Genomic DNA, 22,254 nt, shown 5'->3' with positions numbered 1-22,254 from the left:
AACCGAACGCGCGCGTTGACTCCGTGCCCGGCTTCTGGCCCGGTCAACGCACCCAAGCCCTACCATTGATGAACGGGGGCCACCGCTTGTCGAGCCTCCAAATCATCGAGGCGCTGAATCGAGGAGAAGTGTCCGTGCAACTGTCGCTCACACCCCCGTCCATCACGAGAAGGCTGCTCATCCCCGTGTCGTTCGTGATCGCGTTCGTTGCTTCGGCGTCGCTGCCGGCCACACTCGCTGCGGCCCATGCCGACCCGATCGGTTTCCCGCCGGACTGGCCGAACTACGAAATGCAGACCGAGCAGACGATGTGCAACGCCATGGCACAGGGCTGGTCACGCGCTCAGATCGTCGGCGCGATGCAACAGGCGAACAACCAGAGCATTACGGGGCTGACCCCGCAGCAGGCCGCCAAGCGCGCCAACATGTGGGTCGACCTCGGCCGGATCAAGTACTGCCCCGGCGCCGTCGCCAGCTAGCAGAGGGCGGCGGAGAACCACCCGCCGGCCACGACGGCGATCACGAGCGCGGCGGTGGTGTGCCCCGTCGAGGCGGCGACGACGACTCCGGTGATCGCTGCGATGAGGGCCATGACCACGACCAGGGCCAGCAGTATCCGATGTGAATGGACCGCTCCATTAGCGCGCGGTGCAGCGACTACGTACTTGCTCGATCCGTGGGGCGCGGCCATGGAAGCTCCCATCGCGTTTGTGACCTCGGATACAAAGAAAGCACAAATGTGCTGCGCATCACAACAGGGCGCGATGAACTGGCTCGACTTTTAGCCGTTCGTTAACCGTCCGGATCGGGCGCCCACCTTGGTGGGCGCACCTCCGGCCGGCGCGTCGACCGTGCGGCCGCCAATGCCACGGTGCGCTCGCCGTTGATCGTCATCAGCGGCGGAGGCTGGCCCTTGCGCAGCGTCGCGATCAGTTCTCGGTACGGGCCAATGAGGTAGACGGTGTCACCGGCTTTCAGGCGGGCGTCGCGGCGCGGGCGCAACCTGACCGGCCCTTCCGGCCGGGTGATCGCGATGACGCGCGTCTGAGTGGACAGATCGACCATCCGCAGCCCGTCGAGCTCGCTGCCCGCCGCCACCAGCATCCCGCCGACCATGAAGGAGCGCTGGCCCACCCAGAACGTGCCGAGCACCTGCAAGCCCATCGCCGCGCCGATGAACCACGGCGCCGCCAGGTCGACGATCGACCGCACGTTCTCGAAACCGAACCGCCGGTGCACCGCGGTGCCCAGCGCGCGGCCTTGAACGCGCATGACGATGGGCACCTTCGTGTCGGATCCCAGCATTTCGAGCAGCACGATCCCGGTTTCGATGTTTTTCATGTCGTCCTGCGTCACCAGCGCCACCCCGCGGGCGCGGTCGATGCGCGCCGACTGCAGCGTCTGGCGCATCGTCGGATCCCCGAAGATCACCGGCACATCGAGTTCGGCCACGGTCGGCAGGAAGCGGTTGCTGTCGTCCGGCTCGATGACCAGGACGTCGTATCCGGCCGCCGCGAGATCACTGACGACGCGCACCCCGATCGAACCCAACCCGACGACGACGTGGTCGTGCATGTGGCGCGCGCGCCGCAGTCCGGCCGATTGGACGAAGCGGCGCGACAGCAGGAGGTCGGCAAGGAACGCGACGAGGATGGCGGTGACGCTTGCGCCGCCGAACATCAACAAGACGCCGAACAGCCGCAGGGAAGTGGATTGTTGGGCGAAGCTGAAGTCGCCGTAACCCACCGTCGTGATCGTTTCGGACGCGAAGTACAGGGCGTCGATCCACGACATTTTGGGGTTGTGATAGGCGAAGCGCACCACGGCCGTCGAGCCAAGAGTGAGAAGCAGCGCGAACGCCAGCGAGGGGAAGAGCATGGGGTTCACTTCGTCTCGGATGGCGCGCGCCGCGTCGATGACCCGCCGTATCGGGGAGTGGCGAGCGCGCGTCGCGGCCGGGGGAGGCAAGGTGATTCCGCGGGCCTCCAATTCGTCCTTCACGCCGATCATCGACGTCCAGTCGCCGGCGTAGACCCGCAGATCTCGTCCGGGGCATGGCACCACCTCACCGGGAGCGGGCGAATTCTTGCCGTGAACCACCGCGACCGGTGCCAGGTCGGCGTAGATCTCCCGGAGCGTCGCGCTGTAAGGCGCCTCGGATCCCCAGACCACGAATTCGATACCCGCCGTGTCGAATTGGTGCGCGTTACGTGACAACACTGCCTCGACGATCGAGGGTGCCGCGAGGTCGGCGACGTCCAAGATCGCGCCGGGACCGTTGACAGCAACCACCGCTTCGCGCAGTACGTCGTTGGCCAACCGTGCCACCACCCGCACGTTCGGGCTGAACTCTCTTGCCAACAAGGCGATTTCGAGGTTCACTGCGTCATTGGGGCCCGCGCACACGACGGCGCGTGCGCGATGCACCCCGGCCCCGAGCAGGTCGGCGGCGTTGTTGATCTTGATGATTCGCGCGCCCGCGCCCCTCAGCTCCTCGGCGATCGTCTTCGACAGCGCGTCGTCACCGCTGACGATTATCTCGCGGTGAAATTGAAAGAGCTCGCCCATCGCGTGGGGCTTCGTTCGATTCTTACGCGCGTCGATCGCCACGGCTGGTCGCCGGACGACCGCCGTTTGTGTTGCGTGGCATGACTACTCCTACTTCTGCTGCAGCTGCGTGGTCCATATGACTATCGGCCAACGCGCAGGGAAGTGCCACCGGAAGCCGGCCGCCGTGGAATCGCGATGCCATGGACTTTCTGTGACGCAACAGGTTCGACTTGCGGTGGTGACGCGGGCGAAATGGTCGAGGCGTACAAAACGCTCGCACACCAGTGCCGACGATCAAGCTAAGGAGCGTTGCGTGTCCGATAAGACGCCCGACGATATTTTCAAACTCGCCAAGGATGAGAACATCGAGTACGTCGACGTCCGCTTCTGTGACTTGCCCGGCACCATGCAGCACTTCACAATTCCGATCTACGCCTTCGATGAGAGCGTCTTCGAGGACGGCCTGGCCTTCGACGGTTCCTCGATCCGCGGGTTCCAATCGATCCACGAGTCCGACATGGTGCTGCTGCCCGATCCGGAGACCGCGACCATCGACCCGTTCCGGGCTCGCAAGACGCTGAACGTGAACTTCTTCGTGCACGACCCGTTCACCCTCGAGGTGTATTCGCGCGACCCGCGCAACATCGCCCGCAAGGCAGAGAACTATCTGATCAGTTCCGGCATCGCGGACACCGCCTATTTCGGTCCGGAGGCCGAGTTCTACATCTTCGACTCGGTCAGCTTCGACTCGAGCACCAACGAATCGTTCTACAAGGTCGACGCGGCATCCGGGTGGTGGAACACCGGAGAGGACGCCGAGCCCGATGGGAGCCCCAACCTCGGCTACAAGGTCCGGCCCAAGGGCGGGTACTTTCCGGTGGCCCCCACCGATCACTACGTCGATCTGCGCGACGAGATCCTCACCCACCTGACCAACGCCGGTTACTCCCTGGAGAAGGGCCACCATGAAGTCGGCAGCGGCGGCCAGGCCGAGATCAACTACAAGTTCAATACGTTGCTGCACGCGGCCGACGACCATCAGATGTACAAGTACATCGTCAAGCAGACCGCGTGGCAGGCCGGGAAGACCGTCACGTTCATGCCCAAGCCGTTGTTCGGCGACAACGGTTCCGGTATGCACTGCCACCAGTCGCTGTGGAGGGACGGCGTGCCGCTGATGTACGACCCGACGGGATACGCCGGCCTGTCCGACACTGCGCGGCACTACATCGGCGGCTTGCTGTACCACGCCCCGTCGTTGCTGGCCTTCACCAACCCGACCGTGAACTCATACAAGCGTCTGGTTCCCGGCTTCGAGGCGCCGATCAATCTGGTCTACAGCCAACGCAATCGGTCGGCGTGCGTGCGCATCCCGATCACCGGCAACAATCCGAAGACCAAGCGGCTGGAATTCCGTTGCCCCGACTCGTCGGGCAACCCGTACCTGTCTTTCGCGGCCCAGTTGATGGCCGGGTTGGACGGCATCAAGAACAAGATCGAGCCGCCTCCGCCGGTCGATAAGGACCTCTACGAGCTGCCGCCGGAGGAGGCCGCGGAGATTCCGCAGGCGCCCACGCAGCTGTCCGCGGTGATCGATCGTCTGGAGGAAGACAGCGAATACCTGACCGAGGGCGGAGTCTTCACCCCGGACGTCATCGCGACGTGGATCAACTACAAGCGCACCTACGAGATTGCGCCGTTCAACCTCCGGCCGACCCCGTACGAATTCGCCCTCTACTACGACGTATGAGGTAGTTCGCTCCCGGCGCAGTTAACGTCGCCGAGGTCCCGGGTACCCGAACGGGCATGGGGTGGGTGCAATCACACGCGATCGCGATCTTCTCGGCGTTGCTGTCCGCGTTCTGGGCCGCGGTCGGGATCGTCGTCCGGCAGCGCGCCGCTCAGGACGTTCCGGCCGATGACGGCATGTCGGGAACCATGGTCACCACGCTGGCCCGCAAACCGTTGTGGTGGGCGGGCACGGTCGGAGCGGTCGCCGGTTACGTCTTTCAAGCCGTGGCGTTGGCCCACGGATCCCTCCTTCTGGTCCAGCCGCTGCTGGTTTCGTCGCTGCTGTTCGCGCTGCCGATGAGCGCACGGCTGTGCCGCCAACGGATCAGCGCGGCGCAATGGGGCTGGGCGACGCTGCTGACGGCGGCCTTGGCGCTCTTCGTGCTCGTCGGCCAGCCCCGCGAGGGCCACAGCCGCCCCGCGGTACCGGCGTGGACCCTCGCGTTGTCGGTGACGGTGCCGTTGCTGGTTGTCTGCGTCATCGCCGCGAGCCGCGCGGTCGGGCGTGCGCGGGCGATGTTGCTGGGCGCCGCCGTGGCGGTCCTGCTCGGCATGATCGCCGTCTTGACGAAGATCTGCACGCACCGCTATGCCGTCGGCGGCTGGCACGGTCTCCTCACGGTCCCCGCTCCCTACCTGCTGGTGGGTCTGGCCGTCGCCGTGACGGTGGTGCAGAACTCGGCGTTCCACGCCGGGGCGTTGCAGGCGTCGGTGCCGATCATGTTGGTGGGGGAGCCCGTTGTCGCGGTCCTGCTCGGCATCGCGGTGCTGGGTGAACACCTGGCGGTGGGGCGCTCGACGGCCCTCGAGCTGCCGGTCGCGGTCGCGGCGATGGTGGCCAGCGCCGTCGCCCTGAGCCGCAGCCAGGCGATCGAGTCGCAGCGCCATCCGGCGCGGGCCTCAGTGCCAGATGGGAACGGGGCCTACGAGTCCTGCGCGGTTTCCAGCAGTCGCAGCGGGTGCAGACCGTCGACCGCGCCGACGAACGGCGGGTGGATGCTGTAGCCGAGCATGCGGCGAATGTCGTCGGAGACCGTCCGGGCGATGTCGCGCGATATCGACAACGTGAAGGCTTCCATCGGCCGCAGCCACGGCTGGCAGTACTGGGCGGTGACGGCGAGGCGGTCGCGGTCCGTGCTGTTGGCGCCCCCGCCGTGCCACAGGGTCCCGACGAAGAAGACGCACGACCCGGCGGGCATCACGACGGGCACGGCCGCATCGTCGGGGCCGGGCCTGCGCTTGCCCCAACGGTGGCTGCCCGGGTAGAGCACCGTGGCGCCGTTGTCGGCGGTGAAGTCGTCGATGGCCCAGATCGTGGCCGCCGCCAACGGTTCTCGTGGCCGCGGAACCGGATAGAAGCCGTCATCGTGGTGGGCCAGCTGCGCGGCCTCCCCGGGCTGAATGTTGATGGCCTGCAACGCCGAAAGCAGGTAGTTGGGCATCAGCAGCCGATCGAGCACCGCAAGCACGCGGGGGTTGTCGACCAGCCCGTCGCAGACCCGCGTTCGGCTCAGCAGGCTGTAGATGCGCTGGGTGCGCCGGCCCTCGAAGGAGTTGCGTCCCGTGTGGGCGAGCCACGGGCGCACGACCTCACGGATCTGCCGGCACTGCTCGCCGGTGAGCAGGTTCTCCCAGACGACGTAGCCGTCACGGTCGAGGGCCGCCATGTCCGCCTCGACGACGGCGCTGTCCACCGACTGCCCGCCGCTCGGCGTCCGCCGATACCGCTGCGCCAGGTCGCCCCTGAGGTCTTCCAGTGTGGTGACGGGCTCGTCGTCGATGTTCATTGGCACTCGTCCTTCATCCCGCACCCACACTAAGCCGAGTTCGCCTCAACTCACACCGAATCGCGGGGTACACACCCGACAGGACAACACCGGCTTTGTGTACAAGGATGAAGCGGTGCGGATGCTTCTCGTGGTGGCGAGCTTCGCCGCCCTCATCGGCGTCGCCGCTCCGGCGCAGGCCGATCCGCCCGGCAACAACGGGCCGGGCCCCGATGCGAGCTTCCTGGCGGCGCTCGATCAGGCGGGCGTTCCCGTCAAGAGCGGGCCGGTCGCGATCGGGGTCGCGAAGAAGGCCTGCCAACTGATGGACCAGGGCCACTCGCAGGCCGACGTCATCCAAAGCATGTCGGCGAGCAACCCGGGATTTTCCGTGGACGATGCAACCAAGTTCACGGTCAGCGCGGTGGCCGCCTACTGCCCCCAGCACCTCGGGGAACCGACCACCGAGCCACCGCCAGGTCCCACGCTGCCGCCGACGGGGATGTGGCCCATGTTTCCGTGGCCGACGCCGGGCGCCGCGTAAGGCGGGGGACCCCGTCCAGGAAGATCGAACGATGTGGTCTGACTGGTGGATGATTCTGATCGGCCTCGCAAGCGCGTTTGCGGTGATCTGGGTGATCCTCGCCATCACCCTCTGGTTGATGAAACCCCAGGCCAACATGCAGGACCTGGTGCGCCTGCTGCCCGATGTGCTTCGGCTGTTGAAACGCCTCGCCGCCGACGACGAACTGCCGCGACGGATCCGGATCGCGCTGGTCGCGCTCATCGCCTTCGTCGTGTCGCCCATCGACTTGATCCCCGATGCCATCCCGGTCATCGGGTTCGCCGACGACGTGATCATCGTCGGCCTGGTGCTGCGCTGGATCAGCCGCACGGCGGGATCCGAGGCGCTCGCCAAGCACTGGCCAGGCACACCCGAGGGGCTCGCCACCTTGTGCAAACTGTGCGGGCTGCCCGATCCCGCACTGGAGTGACGGCCTCGATACCGCTCGCGCGGGCGTGCCCATAGGCTGGCAGACCATGGCAATCGACCGAGCCGCTCTACTGGCGGGCAGCATCCGACTCACCTCCGGCATCTGGTTCCTCATCGACCCCCTGAGCGCGAACCGGTTCTGGGGAGACCCGGGCGACCCGGCTCCGACCGCGCGACTGTTGTTGCGCTCCATGGGATATCGCGACGCGTTGATCGGCGGCATGCTCGCGGCGGCGGCGCTGCGCGGCAAGAACACCCGCGGCTGGTTCCTGGCGTCCGGCGGTGCGGACGCGGCGGACCTGCTCGGCGGCATCAGTGTCCACGACGAACTGAAACCCTCGCAACGGATCATCGGTCTCGGCGGCGCGGTCGTCGGCATCGGCGTCGGGCTGTGGGGTGCGGCGCGTCGTACCACCGGGGTCGAGCGGGGAGCCGGTCGCGGGGGCGAGCTGAATGCGGTTGACTGAGCACCATGGGTCTAGGCGTGCTGACATTCGTGACGGACGAGGGCATCGATCCCGTGGCGCTCGGGCAGGCGCTCGAGCAGCGTGGGTTCGAGTCGCTGTTTCTCGCTGAGCATTCCCACATTCCGGCGGGGGACGTAACGCCGTATCCGGCGGGCGGACCGATCCCGCCGAAGTACTACCGCACCCTGGATCCTTTCGTGGCGTTGACCGCGGCCGCGGTCGTCACCGAACGGCTCGTCCTGGGTACCGGCATCGCACTCGTTCCGCAGCGCGATCCGATCCACACGGCCAAGGAGGTGGCGTCACTGGACCTGTTGTCGCAGGGACGGTTTCGGTTCGGTGTCGGCGTGGGCTGGCTGCGCGAAGAGATCGCCAACCACGGCATCGATCCCGCGGTTCGCGGCCGGGTCGTCGACGAGCGGATCGACGCGATGATCGAGATCTGGACGCACGAAACGGCCGGGTTCCACGGCGAATTCGTGAACTTCGAGCCGATCTACAGTTGGCCCAAGCCGGTGCAGAAGCCCTATCCGCCGCTGTACTTCGGCGGCGGGCCCGCGGGCTTCAAACGCATCGCCCGGCTGCACGCCGGTTGGCTGTCGATGACGCCGTCCGCGGAGGTGCTGGCCCCGCAACTTCAGCAACTGCGCGATGTCGCCGGCCAGGACGTACCGGTGATCAGCTTCCACGGCGGCGCGCCGACGGCCAACGAGCTGGAGGGCTACCTCGCCCTCGGGGTGGAGCACCTGCTGGTGGAGCTGCCCACCGAGCCTCGCGACCAGACCCTCCGCCGGCTCGACGAGCTCCAGGCCGAGGCCGCAAAGCTGACGTAAGCCTAAGTGCCGCAGAACGTTTGGTACTTTCCGAAGTCCTCCGGGGCCGGGCTGGCGTAGCGCTCCAGACCCGGCCGCTCGTCGAAGGGCGCGGCCACCGCAGCGAGGAGCTGTTCGACGGGTCCCAGCTCGCCGGCCGTCGCGGCGGCCAGGGCCTCCTCGACCAGGTGGTTGCGCGGAATGTAGACCGGGTTGGCCCGGTCCATGACGTCGGCGTCGGGGCGCAGGCTCTGCCAGCGCGACAGCCAGGCGTCGAATCCGGCGAGGTCGACGAACAATCCGCGCGCGGGTTCGGCATCGCCGCGCGCCGCCCGGCCGAGGTGGCGGAAGAACGAGGTGTAGTCGACGTGGCTGTCCTTCAGCAGGGCAAGCAAGTCGTCGGCCAGCGCCGTGCAGTCTCGGGCTTCGATGTCGGCCGGTAAACCGAGTTTGGCGCGCATGCCGGACGACCACACGGCGTCGTACTCGCGCTGGAAGACGCCGAACGATGCCTCCGCAAGCGCGACCGCCTCCTCGATGTCATCGGAGAGCAAGGGGAGCAGCGTCTCGGCGAACCGAGCGAGGTTCCAGCCCGCGACCAGGGGCTGGTTGCCGTAGGCGTAGCGCCCCCAGAAGTCGATCGAACTGAAGACCGTGTCGGGGTCGTAGGCCTCCATGAAAGCGCACGGTCCGTAGTCGATCGTCTCGCCGGAGATCGTCATGTTGTCGGTGTTCATCACCCCGTGCACGAATCCGATCAGCATCCAGCGAGCGATCAGCGATGCCTGCACCGCGACCACGCCCTCGAACAGTGCGAGGTAGGGGCGTTCGGCCTGTGCGGCGCCGGGGTGGTGGCGAGCGATCGCATGGTCGGCGAGGCGCCGCAGCAATTCGCCGTCGCCGGACGACGCTGCGTACTGGAAGCTGCCCACCCGCAGATGGCTGCTGGCCACCCGGGTCAGCACGGCCCCGGGCAATTCCGCTTCGCGCAGCACCGGACGGCCGGTGCCCACCACGGCCAGCGATCGTGTCGTCGGCACTGAAAGCGCGTGCATCGCTTCGCTGACGATGTACTCGCGCAGCATGGGACCGACCGCCGCCAGCCCGTCGCCGCCGCGCGCGAACGGCGTCGGCCCGGAGCCTTTGAGGTGGATGTCGCGCAGACGGCCCTCGGCGTCGACGAGCTCGCCGAGCAGCAGGGCGCGTCCGTCGCCCAGCCGGGGGACGAAGCCGCCGAATTGATGCCCCGCGTAGGCCTGGGCCACCGGAACGGCGCCGCTGGGCACCAGGTTGCCGACCAGGAAGCGCAGTCCGTCGGGACTCCGCAGCCAGTCGGCGTCCAGTCCGAGCTCCGCCGCAAACCTGTCGTTGAACGCCAGCAGCCTCGGCTCGGCCGGGGCCTCCGCTTGCCAGCGCATGGCCATCTCCGGCAGCTCACGGAAGAACCGGTGTTGCAGGGCAACGGTCATATCCGGAGCGACACTCACCTCGTCGAGCCTACGGAAAGTTCGGCGGTGCAGGCCTAGCCGACTCCGATGGCCTGCTTGATCACATCGCGGGCGCGGTCGAGCATCGACGCGAACGGCCCCAGGGCGAAATTCAGCTTCGCCGACTCGACGCCGGGGTGCGGGCGGGTCGGCGCGATGGCCTCGGCCGCTCGCACAGCCGCGCCCATCCGCTTGAGATCGTCCTCGTCGACTTTCCGGAGCAAAACGGGGAACTCGTCTTCCTCCTCGTGCCGTGCGTGCTCGAGGACGGCGTCGCGCAGCCTGGTCACGGCGTCGACGAACTGCTGCGAGGCGAGATCGAGGCCCTCGATCTGTGACAGCAGCTCCTTGGCTTCGTGCTCTTCTTTGAGCCGGGCGTCGACGATGGCGTCCCCGTCGTCGGTCTCGCGGCGCACCCGCGGGTGCACCACCATTTCCTCGGCCGTCTCGTGGACGGCGAGCAATTGACGCAACTCGACGAACGGCTTCTCCCGCGCCTGCGGGTCGGACGCGTGCAGGACTTCGTCGAACATGTCCTCGATGAGGTTGTGTTGCGCCTTCAGGAAAGCGACGACCTCGTCGGGCGATTGCACAATCATGTCGGCCATCGCGATACCTCCAGTGTTCTGGGAGTTGGAAATTCGCACCATGGGCTGTGTGCGGCTCGTCGAGACGTACCCGCTGTACAAACCGCTAAACGAGGGCGGTCGCGCCGGCGCGGCCACCTCGGGCCAGGGGCCAAAGCGATCTGGATCACACGCCGGGTGCCGATGTTATCTGTCCGCGCCCGAATGGGTAGCCGACCCAAAGGCGCTTTCGTGCCGATCCAGACAATCAACGCAGGAGGCGAGTTTTTCAATGACTTCAACGGACAAGACGACGGTTTTGGCGCAGCTGCGCGCTTTGCACCAGCTGACCAACACCGAGATCCAGGTTGCCGAAACCCGCATCGCACAGGCGCGTACCGAGGCCGTCGAGCGAGAACTGACACAGAACGCGTCGAACGCACGTGACCGTTCCGAGGCGATCGAGAAGGCGATACGCGGGTTGGGTGGCGTCCCCGACATCGTCGGCCCGTTCCTGGGCCGCGCCGCGGCGGCGGTCAAGGCGCTGACCGAACAGGCGCAACCGTTCGACGAGGCGCTGCTGGGCGACCTGGCGCTGGAGGATCAATTGCTCGACCGCGCCCGCTACCTCAAGGCGCTGGCCGTGGCCGCCGAGCTCCCCGAGGTGGAGAGCCTGGCGACGCGACTGATCACCGCTCATTCGGCGACCGTCGATTGGCTTGCGACCGTGCTCGCCGAGGATGCGCTCGGTGGACCGGCCGCGCTGCGTCGCACACCGTTGCAGGCGGCGGCCGGAACCGCGGTCAAACTGGTGAACCTGCCGGTCGAGTGGTCGGTCCGCGGTGTCGACAGGGCCGCAGACGCGCTGCGCTCGGCCCGCCCGACGTTCAACGAACTGGTCAGCAGGGGCGCGCACGCGGGTGACGTGGCGACGCGGGCGATCGTCGCTTCCCGGAACGCCGCCCTCGAGGCGGCCGAGCGGGTGACCCGCAACGAGGGGGCCCGGCAGACCGCCGACGCCCTGCACGCGGCACGCGCCTCCGTGGGGGTCCTCGACGCCGACGAGCTGCCCATCGCCAACTACGACGAGCTCAACGTGAGCGAGGCCGTCGCCGAGGTGAAGGACCTCACCAATCCGAGCGACGTGCGGGCGATCATCGCGTACGAGGAGGCCAACAAGAACCGCCAGCGGGTGGTGTCGGCCGCCCAAACGCGCGTTGCCGCCATCGCGCAGGAGGTCGTCGGCATCAACTAGCCGAAAATTCCACAGCCAGGCCGCCCGGGCGAGGGCTCGATCCTCGGGCGGTCTGGCCATTTCTGCGTCGAGGGGGCATGCCCAACCGCCCGTTTGGGGATATCGCTACGGTTAAGGCACCAGTCCGATACCGATAACCACGAGAGACCGAATGTACGACCAGGTCAACACCAGCGCGACGGAGCCCGACGACGCCATCGGCTACCGCATCGACCCCGTTTTGGCCCGGAGCTGGCTATTGGTCAACGGTGCGCACGCGGACCGGTTCCAGTCCGCGGTGCACTCGCGGGCCGACATCGTCGTACTCGACATCGAGGACGCCGTCGCACCCAAAGACAAGCACGCCGCCCGCGACAACGTGGTGAGCTGGCTGGACACCGGCAACACCGACTGGGTGCGCGTCAACGGGTTCGGCACCCCGTGGTGGGCGGACGACCTCGCGGCACTGGCGGGAACGCCGGTCGGAGGGGTGATGCTGGCGATGGTCGAATCGGTCGACCACGTCACCGAGACCGCCCAACGGCTGCCCAACGTGCCGATCGTGGCGTTGGTGGAGACGGCCCGCGGGCTCGAACGCATCACCGAAATAGCCGCGGCGAAGGGCACCTTCCGGCTCGCCTTCGGCATCGGAGACTTCCGCCGCGACACCGGTTTCGGGGAGGACCCGAGCACGCTGGCCTACGCCCGCTCGCGCTTCACGATCGCCGCGAAGGCGGCCAGCCTGCCCAGCGCCATCGACGGGCCCACGATCGGCTCGAATGCGTTGAAACTGATCGAGGCCACGGCCGTGTCCGTGGAATTCGGGATGACCGGCAAGATCTGCCTGACGCCGGACCAGTGCGCGGTGGTCAACGAGGGCTTGTCGCCATCGCACGACGAAATATCGTGGGCGAAGGAGTTTTTCGCCGAGTTCGAACGTGACGGGGGAGAGATTCGTAACGGTTCCGACCTGCCGCGGATTGCCAGGGCCACGAAGATCCTCGAGCTGGCCCGCGCCTACGGCATCGAACCGTCGGACTTCGACGACGAAGAACGGGATCATTCGCCCGCGCCGTCGGACACCTATCACTACTGAGCGGCGAAGCGGGTCCGAACATGAGCGTTGCGGTGGAGTTCCATTTCGACCCGATGTGTCCGTTCGCCTACCAAACGTCATTGTGGATTCGCGACGTGCGCGATCAACTCGGCATCACCGTCGACTGGCGTTTCTTCAGCCTCGAAGAGATCAACCGGTCCGAGGACCAGAAGCACCCGTGGGAGCGGGAGTGGTCCTATGGGTGGTCGTTGATGCGGATCGGGGCGCTGCTGCGCCGAAGGGACGTGGCGCTGCTGGATCGGTGGTACGGCGCCATCGGCCACGAACTGCACACGCTGGGCGGTAAACCGCACGACCCCGCGGTTGCCCGTCGCTTGCTGTGCGACATCGGCGCCGACCCGTCGGTTTTCGACGCGGCGCTGGACGACCCGACCACCCACGACGAGATCCGCTACGACCATCAGCGGGTCATCGACGCCGGCGGCTATGGTGTTCCCACCCTGTTCTTGTTGGGGCAGTGCCTGTTTGGACCGGTCTTGGTGGACCCGCCCACCGGTCCCCAGGCGTTGACGCTGTGGAATGTCGTCACCGGCATGGCCGAGTTGCCCCACGTGTACGAGCTGCAGCGACCCAAATCACCCGCCGACGTCGAGCTCATCGGCCGGAGCCTGCGTCCCTACCTGGCCGGGCGTGACTGGGTCAGCATCAACCGCGGTGAAGTCATCGATGTCGAGCGCCTCACCGGCCAGGGCACCTAGGCCGCGTGTCGCGCGAGGCGGACCCCGACGCGGATCTCCAGCTCGCTGACCGTGATCGTGGGGACGCGCGGCGGCGCCATCGAGCGGTAGCCCTTGCCGGTGGGCGTCGTGAATAGCGCTGTGTGCGTGTGGTTTTCGTCGACGGCGGTGCTCACCCGCCATCCTGCGTTCTCCTTGACGTAGTTGCAGTGCTCGCACAGGCCCAGACCGTTGTCCGCGGTGGTCGGGCCGCCGTCGGCCCACGCCCGCGCGTGGTCGCGGTGTCTGACCGGCGCATCGCAGTAGGGCGTGCGGCAACGCTGATCGCGCAGGCCGATGAATGCGGCCAGCCCGCGGGGAAAGAGGCGTGCCCGTGACTCCATCGCCACCAGCGCCCCGGAGCGCGGATGCGCGTACAGCCGGCGCAGCGTCGCGCGCGAACGCCGGTCGGTGACAGCGCTACTGACCATTGCGCGCGCGACCGCCGCGGGGACGGGACCGTAGCCGGCGAGGTCAGCGGGCGCGTTGTCACCGCCGAGCAGCGTCTCGTCGGACAGCACCAGGTTGACCGCGATCGGGCTGGGGACCGTGGCGCTGCGGCCGGTGACCCGTTCGACCAGGGTGTCGGCCATCACCTGACCGCGCGTGCGCCCGTCGCCGCGGGTGTCCGCTTCGCGGCGCAGCGCCGCGTACACCGAAACGCCTTGCGCCACAGGTAATAATGCGGTGAGGTACGTCACCGTGTCGGGCGCGGGCCGAATGGTGACGGTGCGTTCCATCTCGGCTTTGGCCGCCCGCTCGACGACGGCGTGCGGATCCAGCCGGTAGGCGATCGCTTTCGCCGCGGCGGCAACTCGCGCGTCGCCCATGCCGTCCAGGCCCGCCGGGTCGGCGCACAGCTCCGCGTCCAACGCCCGGCGATCCTCGACTTCCAGGCAGGCGCTCTCGCGGACGATCAGCGTCGCCCGCCACTCCGACAACGCTCCGCATTCCAGCGCCGCCAGCGTGTGCGGCATCTCGTAGACGAGGGCCTTGGCGAAGCCCAGATGCCGACCGCCCCGGGCGGGGGAGTCGCGCCGCGCCAGCGCGACTTCGCTGGCCACGCCGCGCCCGCGCCGCGCGGCGGGCACCCCTTCGGCCGCTTCGGTGGCCCGCCGTGCGGCGTCCAGTGCGGCCGCGGCCCGGGCCTGGCCGGCAGCGGCGGCGCACTTGACCATCTCCAGCTCGGCGATGCGCTCTATCAGGGCCAATTCACCGGTCGCCGGGTCGACGTTCGCCAATTCTTCGAACATAAGTTCGATAATAACGCAGTCTGCCGACGGGCGCCTACCCTGGCGTTTATGAGCGCCAAGGACAGGGTTCGCGTGGCGCGGGTCTACGACGACGTCGCCGCCGACGAGGGCCGGCGCGTGCTGGTCGACCGCGTCTGGCCGCGGGGGATGCGCAAGGACGATCCGAGGGTGGGCACCTGGTGCAAGGACGTCGCACCGTCGAAGGAGCTCCGGGAGTGGTATCAGCACCGCCCCGAACGGTTCGACGAGTTCGCGAAGCGCTACCGGGCCGAGCTGCGCGACAGCCCGGCGCTGGACGAGCTCCGCGATCTGGCCGGGCACGGTGTCCTCACCCTGGTCACCGCGACTCGCGAGGTGGAGATCAGCCAGGCGGCCGTCCTCGCGGAGATGCTGAAAAGCCGCTGAACGTCGTGAGACGATTCTGCGATGCGGCTGGGATTGCATGCCCTGGGGATCGGTACCGGCGCCGACCGCGCGGTGATCGATGCCGTCGCGTCGACCGCTGACGATTGCGGTTTCGCCACGCTGTGGGCGGGTGAACACGTCGTGATGGCCGACCGGCCCGCTTCGCGCTATCCCTACTCCGAGGACGGCGTCATTGCCGTTCCGGCGCAGGCGGATTGGCTTGACCCGATGATCGCCCTGAGCTTTGCCGCGGCCGCCTCGTCCCGGATCGGCCTGGCCACGGGCGTGCTCCTGCTGCCCGAACACCATCCGGTGGTGGTGGCCAAGCAGGCCGCCAGCCTGGATCGGCTCAGCGGTGGGCGGCTGACACTGGGCGTGGGCGTCGGGTGGTCCAGGGAGGAATTCGCCGCGCTCTCAGTGCCCTTCGCCCGTCGCGGTGCGCGTACCGCCGAATATGCGGCCGCGATGCGCACAGTGTGGCGTGACGACGTCGCCTCGTTCGACGGCGACTTCGTGAAGTTCGAGTCCATCCGCGTCAACCCCAAACCGGTGCGGGACCGTCGTATCCCGATCGTGCTAGGGGGCAACAGCGATTCGGCGCTGCGCCGTGCGGCGAAGTGGGGCGACGGCTGGTACGGGTTCAACATCGATGGGCTGGAGGCCGCGCGCGATCGCGTCGCCGAGCTGCAACGGCTATGCACCGACTCGGGGCGGGATCCCGCCCAGCTGCGGCTGTCGGTCGCGCTACGCGACCCGGAAGTCGTTGACATCGGCGCCCTCGCCGACATGGGCATCGACGAACTGGTTCTCGTCGAATCACCTCCCGACCGGCCCGAGGCGGCGGCCGAATGGGTTGTGGCGCTGGCCGAGCGGTGGATGAAGGCGGCACTCGCGTGAGCGGGGCCGACCCCATCCTGCCGCGGGAATTGACCGACGTTTCCGCCGAAATCCGCGCAGTCCCACCGCCGCCCATTCCCGCGTTGCCCGACCCGTACGGGCTGCGTCTGGCCAACCCCGACGCGGACGCGGAGATGATCGCCGAGTGGATGAGCCGACCGCACTTGGTCGAAGCGTGGGAGTCCGCCTGGCCGGTGGCGCGCTGGCATCGTTATCTGCGTGCGCAGCTCGAAGGCGCCTTCTCGCGCCCCTTCATCGCCACGCTCTATGGAACAGACCGCGCCTACATCGAATTGTACAGGGCAGCAAAGGATTCCATCGCGACCCGATATGAGCATGATCCCCACGATCTGGGGTTGCACGTCGCGGTGGCCGATCTGGACTACATCAAGCGGGGACACGTGAGTTACCTGCTGCCCTACCTGGTGGGCAGCATCCTGGGCCTCGATCCGCAATGCCGGCGCATCATGTTCGATCCCGACCACCGCAACGCCCTGGCGCGCACATTCTGCGAGCGGGGAGGCTGCGTCTTCCTCGGCGAGCACGACATGTCGAACCGGCGGATGGCGCTCTATGCGCTGCCCCGCACGCCCGACGACGTTCCCCGCGGTTGACTAGAGCTGCTCGGCGATCCACTGCGCGGAGAACGCCGCCGCCTCGCCCAGCGCGACGCTGACGACGATGTTGGCGACCGCCGTGCGCAGCTGTCGCTCCTCGCCGAGCCGCTGCGTTTCCAGCATCCAGGTGGAAAACGTGGTGTAGGCCCCGACGAACGCCGTTCCGGCCAATAGGGCCGCCTCCTTGCTGAGCACCAGGCCCCCGAGGAAGCCCAGCAGCGCGGCGCCGCTGACGTTCACGACCAACGTGCCGAACGGAAATGACCGGGCGGCCCGCGTGGCCACCGCACGGTCGACCACGAACCGCAGCACCGACCCGGCGCCGCCGATCAGTGCCACCCCCACCCACACCGCAGCCGTCGTGGCCGCGCCGGCCGTCATCCGCGGATCCGGACGCGGCGCACCAATTTGGTGGCGAGGTGCACCGCCAACAGTCCCACCGCGATGCTGGTGAGCGTGTAGGTCGCGGCCAGGACCCAATGGCCGTGCTCGACCATCCTCAGCGTCTCGACCTGCATCGTGGAGAAGGTGGTGAGTCCGCCGCACAATCCGGTGCCCAGCAGCGGGCGCCGGTAACTGGACAACGGCAGCCGCTCCAGCAGCCGGGTGGTGAAGTACCCGAGCAGGAAGGCGCCGACGATGTTGACCGTGAACGTCGGCCACGGCCACCTCGCCGGGTCGCCGGCGGCGAGCGTGCCCAGGCCGGCACGGGCGAGGGAGCCCAGCGCCCCGCCGGCGAAAACCGCGGCCAACTCGCGATAGTCGTGTGCCACGCGCGATCCCTTCGCCTCTGCCTGGACTTACGGGTGGGTGAATCCGGGACGTCAGAAAAGTACCTGACAAGTCAGCGACGTGCGCCGCAGGCAGAATTGACAACCATGGCCCACCCCCGCGCCGGCCAGCCGGCCCAGCCCGAAGACCTCGTCGACCTGCCGCACCTGGTGACGGCCTACTACTCGATTGAGCCCGATCCCGACGACGTCGCCCAGCAGGTGGTGTTCGGCACGTCGGGCCACCGCGGGTCGGCGCTGAACGGCGCCTTCAACGAGGCCCACATCCTGGCCATCACCCAGGCGATCGTCGAATACCGCGCCGCCCAGGGCACCACGGGCCCGCTGTTCATCGGCCGTGACACGCACGGCCTCTCCGAGCCGGCGTGGGTGTCGGCACTGGAGGTGCTGGCGGCCAACGACGTCGTCACGATGATCGACTCCCGCGATCGCTACACCCCGACACCGGCGGTCAGCCACGCCATCCTCGGCTACAACCGGGGCCGCACCGAGGCGCTGGCCGACGGCATCGTCGTCACGCCGTCGCACAACCCGCCGCCGGACGGCGGCTTCAAGTACAACCCGCCCAACGGCGGCCCGGCGGACACCGACGCAACCAACGCAATCGCCAAGCGCGCCAACGAGATTCTGCGCGACGGCGCCGGCGTGAAGCGGGTGCCGCTGGCCCGGGCGCTGCAAACCGTCCAGCGCCACGACTACCTGGGCGACTACGTCGACGACCTGCCGAACGTGGTCGACATCGACGCGATCCGCGCGGCCGGGGTTCGCATCGGCGCCGACCCGCTGGGCGGGGCGAGCGTCGACTACTGGGGTGAGATCGCCCAGCGCCACCGTCTGGACCTGACCGTGGTCAACCCACTGGTCGATGCGACCTGGCGGTTCATGACGCTCGACCACGACGGCAAGATCCGGATGGATTGCAGCTCACCCGATGCGATGGCTGGCCTGATCGCCAACCGGGACCGCTACCAGATCGCCACCGGCAACGACGCGGACTCCGACCGCCACGGCATCGTCACGCCCGACGGGGGACTGCTCAACCCCAACCACTACCTGGCGGTGGCCATCGACTACCTCTACACGCACCGGCCGTCGTGGCCGGACGGTATCGCCGTGGGCAAAACCGCGGTGAGTTCGTCGATCATCGACCGGGTGGTCGCCGGCCTCGGCCGCAAGCTCGTCGAGGTGCCGGTTGGATTCAAGTGGTTCGTCGACGGCCTGATCGGCGGCACCATCGGCTTCGGCGGTGAGGAGTCCGCGGGGGCGTCGTTCCTGCGGCGCGACGGTTCGGTGTGGACCACCGACAAGGACGGCATCATCCTCGCCCTGCTGGCTTCGGAAATCCTGGCCGTCACGGGGCTGAGCCCGTCCCGGCGGTACCAGGAACTGACCGCCGAGTACGGCACGCCGTTCTACGCTCGCGTCGATGCGCCCGCCGACCGCGAGCAAAAGGCCCGCCTGGCCAAGCTGTCGGCCGAGCAGGTCACCGCCACGGAGCTGGCGGGCGAGCCGATCACCGCGAAACTCACCGCCGCGCCCGGCAACGGTGCCGCGCTGGGCGGATTGAAGGTGACGACCGCGAACGCCTGGTTTGCCGCGCGGCCGTCGGGCACGGAAGACGTGTACAAAATCTACGCGGAGTCCTTCAACGGCCCAGAGCATTTGGCGGAGGTGCAGGAAGCCGCGCGCGAGGTGGTTAATAAAGTCATTGGGTGACCATTTCCCTCCGCCTTGCCCGTTCGGGGGGACGTGGCACTCGTTCTAGTCGGCTGCCCCGCGAAGTCTGGATCCTCAGCTGGGCGAATGTCATGGTTGCCTTGGGCTACGGCGTCATTTCGCCGGCGATGCCCGCCTTCGCGCATACCTTCGGGGTCAGCATCAAAGCGGTGACTTTCTTGGTCACCGTCTTTTCGTTGAGCCGGCTGTGTTTCGCACCGGTCAGCGGTGCGCTGGTGCAGCGGTTGGGCGAGCGACGGATTTACATCGGTGGTTTGCTGATCGTGGCGTTGTCCACGATCGCGTGCGCGTATTCGCAGGCGTACTGGCAATTGCTGGTGTTCCGCGGCATCAGCGGTGTCGGCTCGACGATGTTCTACGTCTCGGCGCTGGGACTGATGATCCATATCAGCCCACCCGACGCGCGGGGGCGAATCGCGGGGCTGTTCACGACCTCGTTCATGATCGGCGCGGTGGGCGGGCCGGCGATCGGCGGCCTGACGGCGGGCTGGGGTCTGACCGCCCCGTTCATTGTGTACGGCATCGCCATGCTGGGTGTGGTGGTGGCGCTGTTCTACGGCCTGCGGCATTCGGAGCTGGCCGCGCCCCCGCCGCCGACCCGATCGACGGTGACGATGCGCCAGGCGCTGCGCGTCCGCGCGTACTGGGCGGCGTTACTGGCCAACTTTGCGACCGGCTGGGCGGCGTTTGGTCTGCGGGTCGCGCTGGTGCCGCTGTTCCTCGCCGACGTCATGGGCAAAAGCGTCGGCGTCATCGGAGTGGCGCTCGCGGCGTTCGCCGCCGGCAACGCTGTGGCCGTCGTCCCCAGTGGTTACCTGTCCGACCGGATGGGACGGCGCACGCTGTTGATCGTGGGCCTGGCGGCGTCCGGCGTAGCGACCGCCGCGCTGGGAATCGTGTCGTCGCTTCCCGCGTTCATGATCGCCGCGGCCATATCCGGTGCGACGACCGGCATTTTCATGTCCCCGATGCAGGCCGCGGTGGCCGACATCCTCGGCAACGAGGCGCGCGCGGGGATTCCGGTGGCGGCGGTGCAGATGCTGTCCGATCTGGGTGCCATCGTCGGCTCCATGACAGTCGGGTGGGCCGCGGAGCAGCTCAGCTTCGGCTGGGGATTCGGCATCAGCGGGATTGTCTTGCTGATCGCCGCCGTCGGCTGGGTGCCGGCGGCGGAAACGCGCACGCTGATCCATCCGGAACACGGTCTGGCCGAGCCCCCGGCGGACGGTGAGGCGGCCTGAACAGCAACTTTGAACCAGGGTGGCGGTTGGTGTAGCTTCGATGGGCACGACTTGGGGCTATGGCGCAGCTGGTAGCGCACCACACTGGCAGTGTGGGGGTCAGGGGTTCGAGTCCCCTTAGCTCCACCGGATATTCGGCGGCCCGACGACACCCGGCTCACCGATGTAGGTTCCACTGGCCGCAATCGCCGGCAAGGACGTCGTTGACGTCGACTTCGAGTCCCCCGACTCTTGGGCCTGGATTCGCTGCCGTACTCACCACGCGTTGGTAGAGAACCGCGGCGGGATCGATCTGACCGCGGGACCAGGCCTTGGTTTGCCAGGCCCACCGGTGGCCGGGGGTGCTCGAATTTCCGACAACGCCATCGGCGCAGGCCCACCGGCACACATCAATACCGCCGTAGACGCCGGTGCGCTGCACTCCCAGTACCGAATTGATTCCACGAAACCACTTGAGCGCCAAGTTGTTCCAAGTGTCGTGGTTGATGTCCTCGTCAATGCTGAAGAAGATCGGGGCGCTCTGACCGCCACCCGCCTCGGTGTGCAGCTTCCAGGCCGTGCGCGCATCATCGACGCCGCCCTCGAACCCGCGCCGGAAGTCCGATGGTGCCGTCCCGCCCGGCTTCCCGTATTGGTAATTGCTGACGATGATCAGGCCGGCAGCGGTCAGCTGCTCGGCGTAGGACCGCGTGATCGGCTTGGCGCCCATGGACGAGCCGGGACGCGACAGCGAGACGTAGTTGATGACCCCGGAGTGGCCGGCGGCTCTAATCTGCTGCGCCGGAATTTGGCGCGCGGCGAAGTCGATCAATGTGGGGGTGGCGCCGACGGCGGCACGGGCCGTGGCGGTTGTCGATGCCGCATACAGCGCTGGCAGTGCCGACATGGTGATGGCGTAGCGCAATACGTCGCGCCGGGGGAGAGGGCGCGACCGCTGCGCACTCACCGAGAAGTCCTGCATCGCGTGATGTTAATTTTGTGACTTTTGTCAACATAAGTAGCGCATAGCAGTCGATATCAAATCGGTTTCTGCGGTTGATCGTGTCGAGTCAATCGCTGGAGCGCATGGGGGTTCGAGTCCCTTAGTCCGAAAGCGAACTTTCCGCATCCTGGTACCGCCGGTACGCATAACCGGCCGCTCGCGTGGGTACGCGGGCGAGTGAACGGTTGTTCGCAGTAGTCGGGAGGGAGCTTTCGATGCCCGAGGTCCAACTTCACCACGACGGGCACCCCAGGTATCGGCGGATGGTCCGGTTCGATTGGTCGGAGACGCCGCTGCACTGGGTCCCCGACGATCCGTTCTCGACGCACATGATCAACGTCCTGCATCTGCTGCTGCCCGAGGGCGAGCGGCACTTCATCAAGGCCGTGCTCGAAGCGTCGTCGCTGGTCGATGACCCGGAGTTGGAGGCGGCGATCAAGCCGTTCATCCAGCAGGAGTCCTGGCATGCCTGGGCGCACCAGGTGGTGCTCGACCACCTCGCCGAGCAGGGCATCGACACCAAGCCGTACACGGATCGGCTCGGGAGGCTGTTGTCGATGACGCTGGGCGACCCGCCCCAGTGGTTTCCGCCGGCCATGAAGCGGTGGTGGCTGTATCGGCGGCTGGCCGATGTGGCCGCGCTGGAGCACTACACCGCGATGTTGGGCCAATGGGTGCTGACGAACCGGGGCCTGGACTACGCGAAGGCCGACCCCATGATGCTGGATCTGCTGCGTTGGCACGGCGCCGAGGAGGTCGAGCACCGGTCGCTGGTGTACGACGTCTACCAGCACGTCTCCGGGAGCTACTTGATCAGGGCGTTCTCGATGT

24 protein-coding genes and 1 tRNA gene are annotated in these 22,254 nt (G+C 67.6%); 17 read left to right on the top strand and 8 right to left on the bottom strand.

The window, feature by feature from the left end:
* Nucleotides 1-134: 134 nt before the first annotated feature.
* Complete coding sequence (locus tag A9X04_RS13030; protein ID WP_156751798.1) at nt 135-479, top strand: hypothetical protein; 345 nt, start codon at nt 135-137, stop codon at nt 477-479.
* A 313-nt stretch (nt 480-792) separates the two neighbouring features.
* Here the strand turns inward: A9X04_RS13030 and A9X04_RS13020 are convergent, their stop codons facing one another.
* Entirely contained in the window at nt 793-2,568 is a 1,776-nt protein-coding gene (locus A9X04_RS13020; protein ID WP_082974982.1) for an NAD-binding protein, read from the bottom strand.
* Between the two features lie 295 nt (nt 2,569-2,863).
* On the opposite strand from A9X04_RS13020, the gene glnA reads away from it, so the two are divergent.
* Nucleotides 2,864-4,300 carry a type I glutamate--ammonia ligase gene (gene glnA / locus A9X04_RS13015; RefSeq protein ID WP_067920922.1) on the top strand — a complete coding sequence of 479 codons (1,437 nt, stop codon included), beginning with the start codon at nt 2,864-2,866 and terminating at the stop codon, nt 4,298-4,300.
* Nucleotides 4,301-4,356: 56 nt separating this feature from the next.
* Entirely contained in the window at nt 4,357-5,346 is a 990-nt protein-coding gene (locus A9X04_RS13010) for a DMT family transporter (protein WP_067920921.1), read from the top strand.
* Here A9X04_RS13010 and A9X04_RS13005 read toward each other — a convergent pair.
* Nucleotides 5,265-6,128, bottom strand: coding sequence for a phytanoyl-CoA dioxygenase family protein (locus tag A9X04_RS13005; protein ID WP_067920919.1), 864 nt, complete (start codon nt 6,126-6,128; stop codon nt 5,265-5,267). The genes A9X04_RS13010 and A9X04_RS13005 overlap by 82 nt on opposite strands.
* Before the next feature lie 121 nt (nt 6,129-6,249).
* Between A9X04_RS13005 and A9X04_RS13000 the strand changes: the two genes are divergently transcribed.
* From A9X04_RS13000 to A9X04_RS12985, 4 genes are read left to right on the top strand one after another with little or no spacing between them, the layout of a single operon-like run.
* Nucleotides 6,250-6,651, top strand: a complete 402-nt coding sequence (locus A9X04_RS13000; RefSeq protein ID WP_067920961.1) for a DUF732 domain-containing protein — start codon at nt 6,250-6,252, stop codon at nt 6,649-6,651.
* 31 nt (nt 6,652-6,682) lie between these two features.
* On the top strand, nt 6,683-7,102 hold the full coding sequence (locus A9X04_RS12995; protein ID WP_067920917.1) for a YkvA family protein: 420 nt from the start codon (nt 6,683-6,685) through the stop codon (nt 7,100-7,102).
* A gap of 46 nt (nt 7,103-7,148) precedes the next feature.
* On the top strand, nt 7,149-7,568 hold the full coding sequence (locus A9X04_RS12990; RefSeq protein WP_067920915.1) for a DUF4267 domain-containing protein: 420 nt from the start codon (nt 7,149-7,151) through the stop codon (nt 7,566-7,568).
* 5 nt (nt 7,569-7,573) lie between these two features.
* Nucleotides 7,574-8,401 (top strand): LLM class F420-dependent oxidoreductase, encoded by an 828-nt coding sequence (locus A9X04_RS12985; RefSeq protein WP_067920913.1) that lies wholly within the window; start codon nt 7,574-7,576, stop codon nt 8,399-8,401.
* A gap of 2 nt (nt 8,402-8,403) precedes the next feature.
* Here the strand turns inward: A9X04_RS12985 and A9X04_RS12980 are convergent, their stop codons facing one another.
* Complete coding sequence (locus A9X04_RS12980; RefSeq protein ID WP_197509160.1) at nt 8,404-9,849, bottom strand: YdiU family protein; 1,446 nt, start codon at nt 9,847-9,849, stop codon at nt 8,404-8,406.
* 53 nt (nt 9,850-9,902) lie between these two features.
* Entirely contained in the window at nt 9,903-10,475 is a 573-nt protein-coding gene (locus tag A9X04_RS12975) for a hemerythrin domain-containing protein (protein ID WP_067920909.1), read from the bottom strand.
* 250 nt (nt 10,476-10,725) lie between these two features.
* On the opposite strand from A9X04_RS12975, the gene A9X04_RS12970 reads away from it, so the two are divergent.
* The 3 genes from A9X04_RS12970 to A9X04_RS12960 all read left to right on the top strand — a co-directional run bounded on the left by A9X04_RS12970 (nt 10,726) and on the right by A9X04_RS12960 (nt 13,482).
* Nucleotides 10,726-11,688: a hypothetical protein gene (locus A9X04_RS12970; protein ID WP_067920907.1), complete on the top strand. Its 963-nt coding sequence runs from the start codon at nt 10,726-10,728 to the stop codon at nt 11,686-11,688.
* 151 nt (nt 11,689-11,839) lie between these two features.
* On the top strand, nt 11,840-12,763 hold the full coding sequence (locus A9X04_RS12965) for a CoA ester lyase (protein WP_067920905.1): 924 nt from the start codon (nt 11,840-11,842) through the stop codon (nt 12,761-12,763).
* 20 nt (nt 12,764-12,783) lie between these two features.
* On the top strand, nt 12,784-13,482 hold the full coding sequence (locus A9X04_RS12960) for a DsbA family protein (RefSeq protein ID WP_067920904.1): 699 nt from the start codon (nt 12,784-12,786) through the stop codon (nt 13,480-13,482).
* Here the strand turns inward: A9X04_RS12960 and A9X04_RS12955 are convergent.
* A complete protein-coding gene (locus tag A9X04_RS12955; protein ID WP_067920902.1) occupies nt 13,479-14,753 on the bottom strand; it encodes an HNH endonuclease signature motif containing protein in 1,275 nt (424 codons plus the stop codon). The genes A9X04_RS12960 and A9X04_RS12955 overlap by 4 nt on opposite strands.
* Nucleotides 14,754-14,801: 48 nt before the next feature.
* On the opposite strand from A9X04_RS12955, the gene A9X04_RS12950 reads away from it, so the two are divergent.
* Genes A9X04_RS12950 through A9X04_RS12940 form a run of 3 tightly spaced genes read left to right on the top strand, consistent with a single transcriptional unit; the run spans nt 14,802 to nt 16,669 of the window.
* Nucleotides 14,802-15,158, top strand: coding sequence for a DUF488 domain-containing protein (locus tag A9X04_RS12950; protein WP_067920900.1), 357 nt, complete (start codon nt 14,802-14,804; stop codon nt 15,156-15,158).
* Nucleotides 15,159-15,179: 21 nt separating this feature from the next.
* On the top strand, nt 15,180-16,055 hold the full coding sequence (locus A9X04_RS12945) for an LLM class F420-dependent oxidoreductase (RefSeq protein WP_067920898.1): 876 nt from the start codon (nt 15,180-15,182) through the stop codon (nt 16,053-16,055).
* Nucleotides 16,052-16,669 (top strand): GNAT family N-acetyltransferase, encoded by a 618-nt coding sequence (locus A9X04_RS12940; protein ID WP_067920896.1) that lies wholly within the window; start codon nt 16,052-16,054, stop codon nt 16,667-16,669. Before A9X04_RS12945 ends, A9X04_RS12940 begins: the two co-directional genes overlap by 4 nt.
* Here the strand turns inward: A9X04_RS12940 and crcB (A9X04_RS12935) are convergent, their stop codons facing one another.
* Nucleotides 16,670-17,053, bottom strand: a complete 384-nt coding sequence (crcB, locus tag A9X04_RS12935) for a fluoride efflux transporter CrcB (protein WP_067920894.1) — start codon at nt 17,051-17,053, stop codon at nt 16,670-16,672.
* Complete coding sequence (gene crcB, locus A9X04_RS12930) at nt 17,050-17,445, bottom strand: fluoride efflux transporter CrcB (RefSeq protein ID WP_067920892.1); 396 nt, start codon at nt 17,443-17,445, stop codon at nt 17,050-17,052. Before crcB (A9X04_RS12930) ends, crcB (A9X04_RS12935) begins: the two co-directional genes overlap by 4 nt.
* A gap of 105 nt (nt 17,446-17,550) precedes the next feature.
* On the opposite strand from crcB (A9X04_RS12930), the gene pgm reads away from it, so the two are divergent.
* From pgm to A9X04_RS12915, 3 genes are all read left to right on the top strand, one after another.
* Nucleotides 17,551-19,179 carry a phosphoglucomutase (alpha-D-glucose-1,6-bisphosphate-dependent) gene (gene pgm / locus A9X04_RS12925; RefSeq protein WP_067920890.1) on the top strand — a complete coding sequence of 543 codons (1,629 nt, stop codon included), beginning with the start codon at nt 17,551-17,553 and terminating at the stop codon, nt 19,177-19,179.
* Between the two features lie 92 nt (nt 19,180-19,271).
* The gene (locus A9X04_RS12920) at nt 19,272-20,441 is read left to right on the top strand and encodes an MFS transporter (RefSeq protein WP_067920888.1); all 1,170 of its coding nucleotides are present in this window, start codon (nt 19,272-19,274) and stop codon (nt 20,439-20,441) included.
* Nucleotides 20,442-20,494: 53 nt separating this feature from the next.
* A tRNA-Ala gene (locus tag A9X04_RS12915) sits at nt 20,495-20,567 on the top strand.
* A 31-nt stretch (nt 20,568-20,598) separates the two neighbouring features.
* On the opposite strand, the gene A9X04_RS12910 is transcribed toward A9X04_RS12915, so the two are convergent.
* Nucleotides 20,599-21,402: a DUF1906 domain-containing protein gene (locus tag A9X04_RS12910; protein ID WP_067920886.1), complete on the bottom strand. Its 804-nt coding sequence runs from the start codon at nt 21,400-21,402 to the stop codon at nt 20,599-20,601.
* Nucleotides 21,403-21,638: 236 nt separating this feature from the next.
* Between A9X04_RS12910 and A9X04_RS12905 the strand changes: the two genes are divergently transcribed.
* A partial coding sequence (locus A9X04_RS12905) for a metal-dependent hydrolase (protein WP_067920959.1) occupies nt 21,639-22,254 on the top strand: 616 nt, incomplete at its 3' end.

It is taken from the genome of Mycobacterium sp. E3247 (assembly GCF_001667785.1).
In the GTDB taxonomy this organism is placed as follows: Bacteria; Actinomycetota; Actinomycetes; order Mycobacteriales; family Mycobacteriaceae; genus Mycobacterium.
This window is presented reverse-complemented; position numbering and strand designations above follow the sequence as displayed.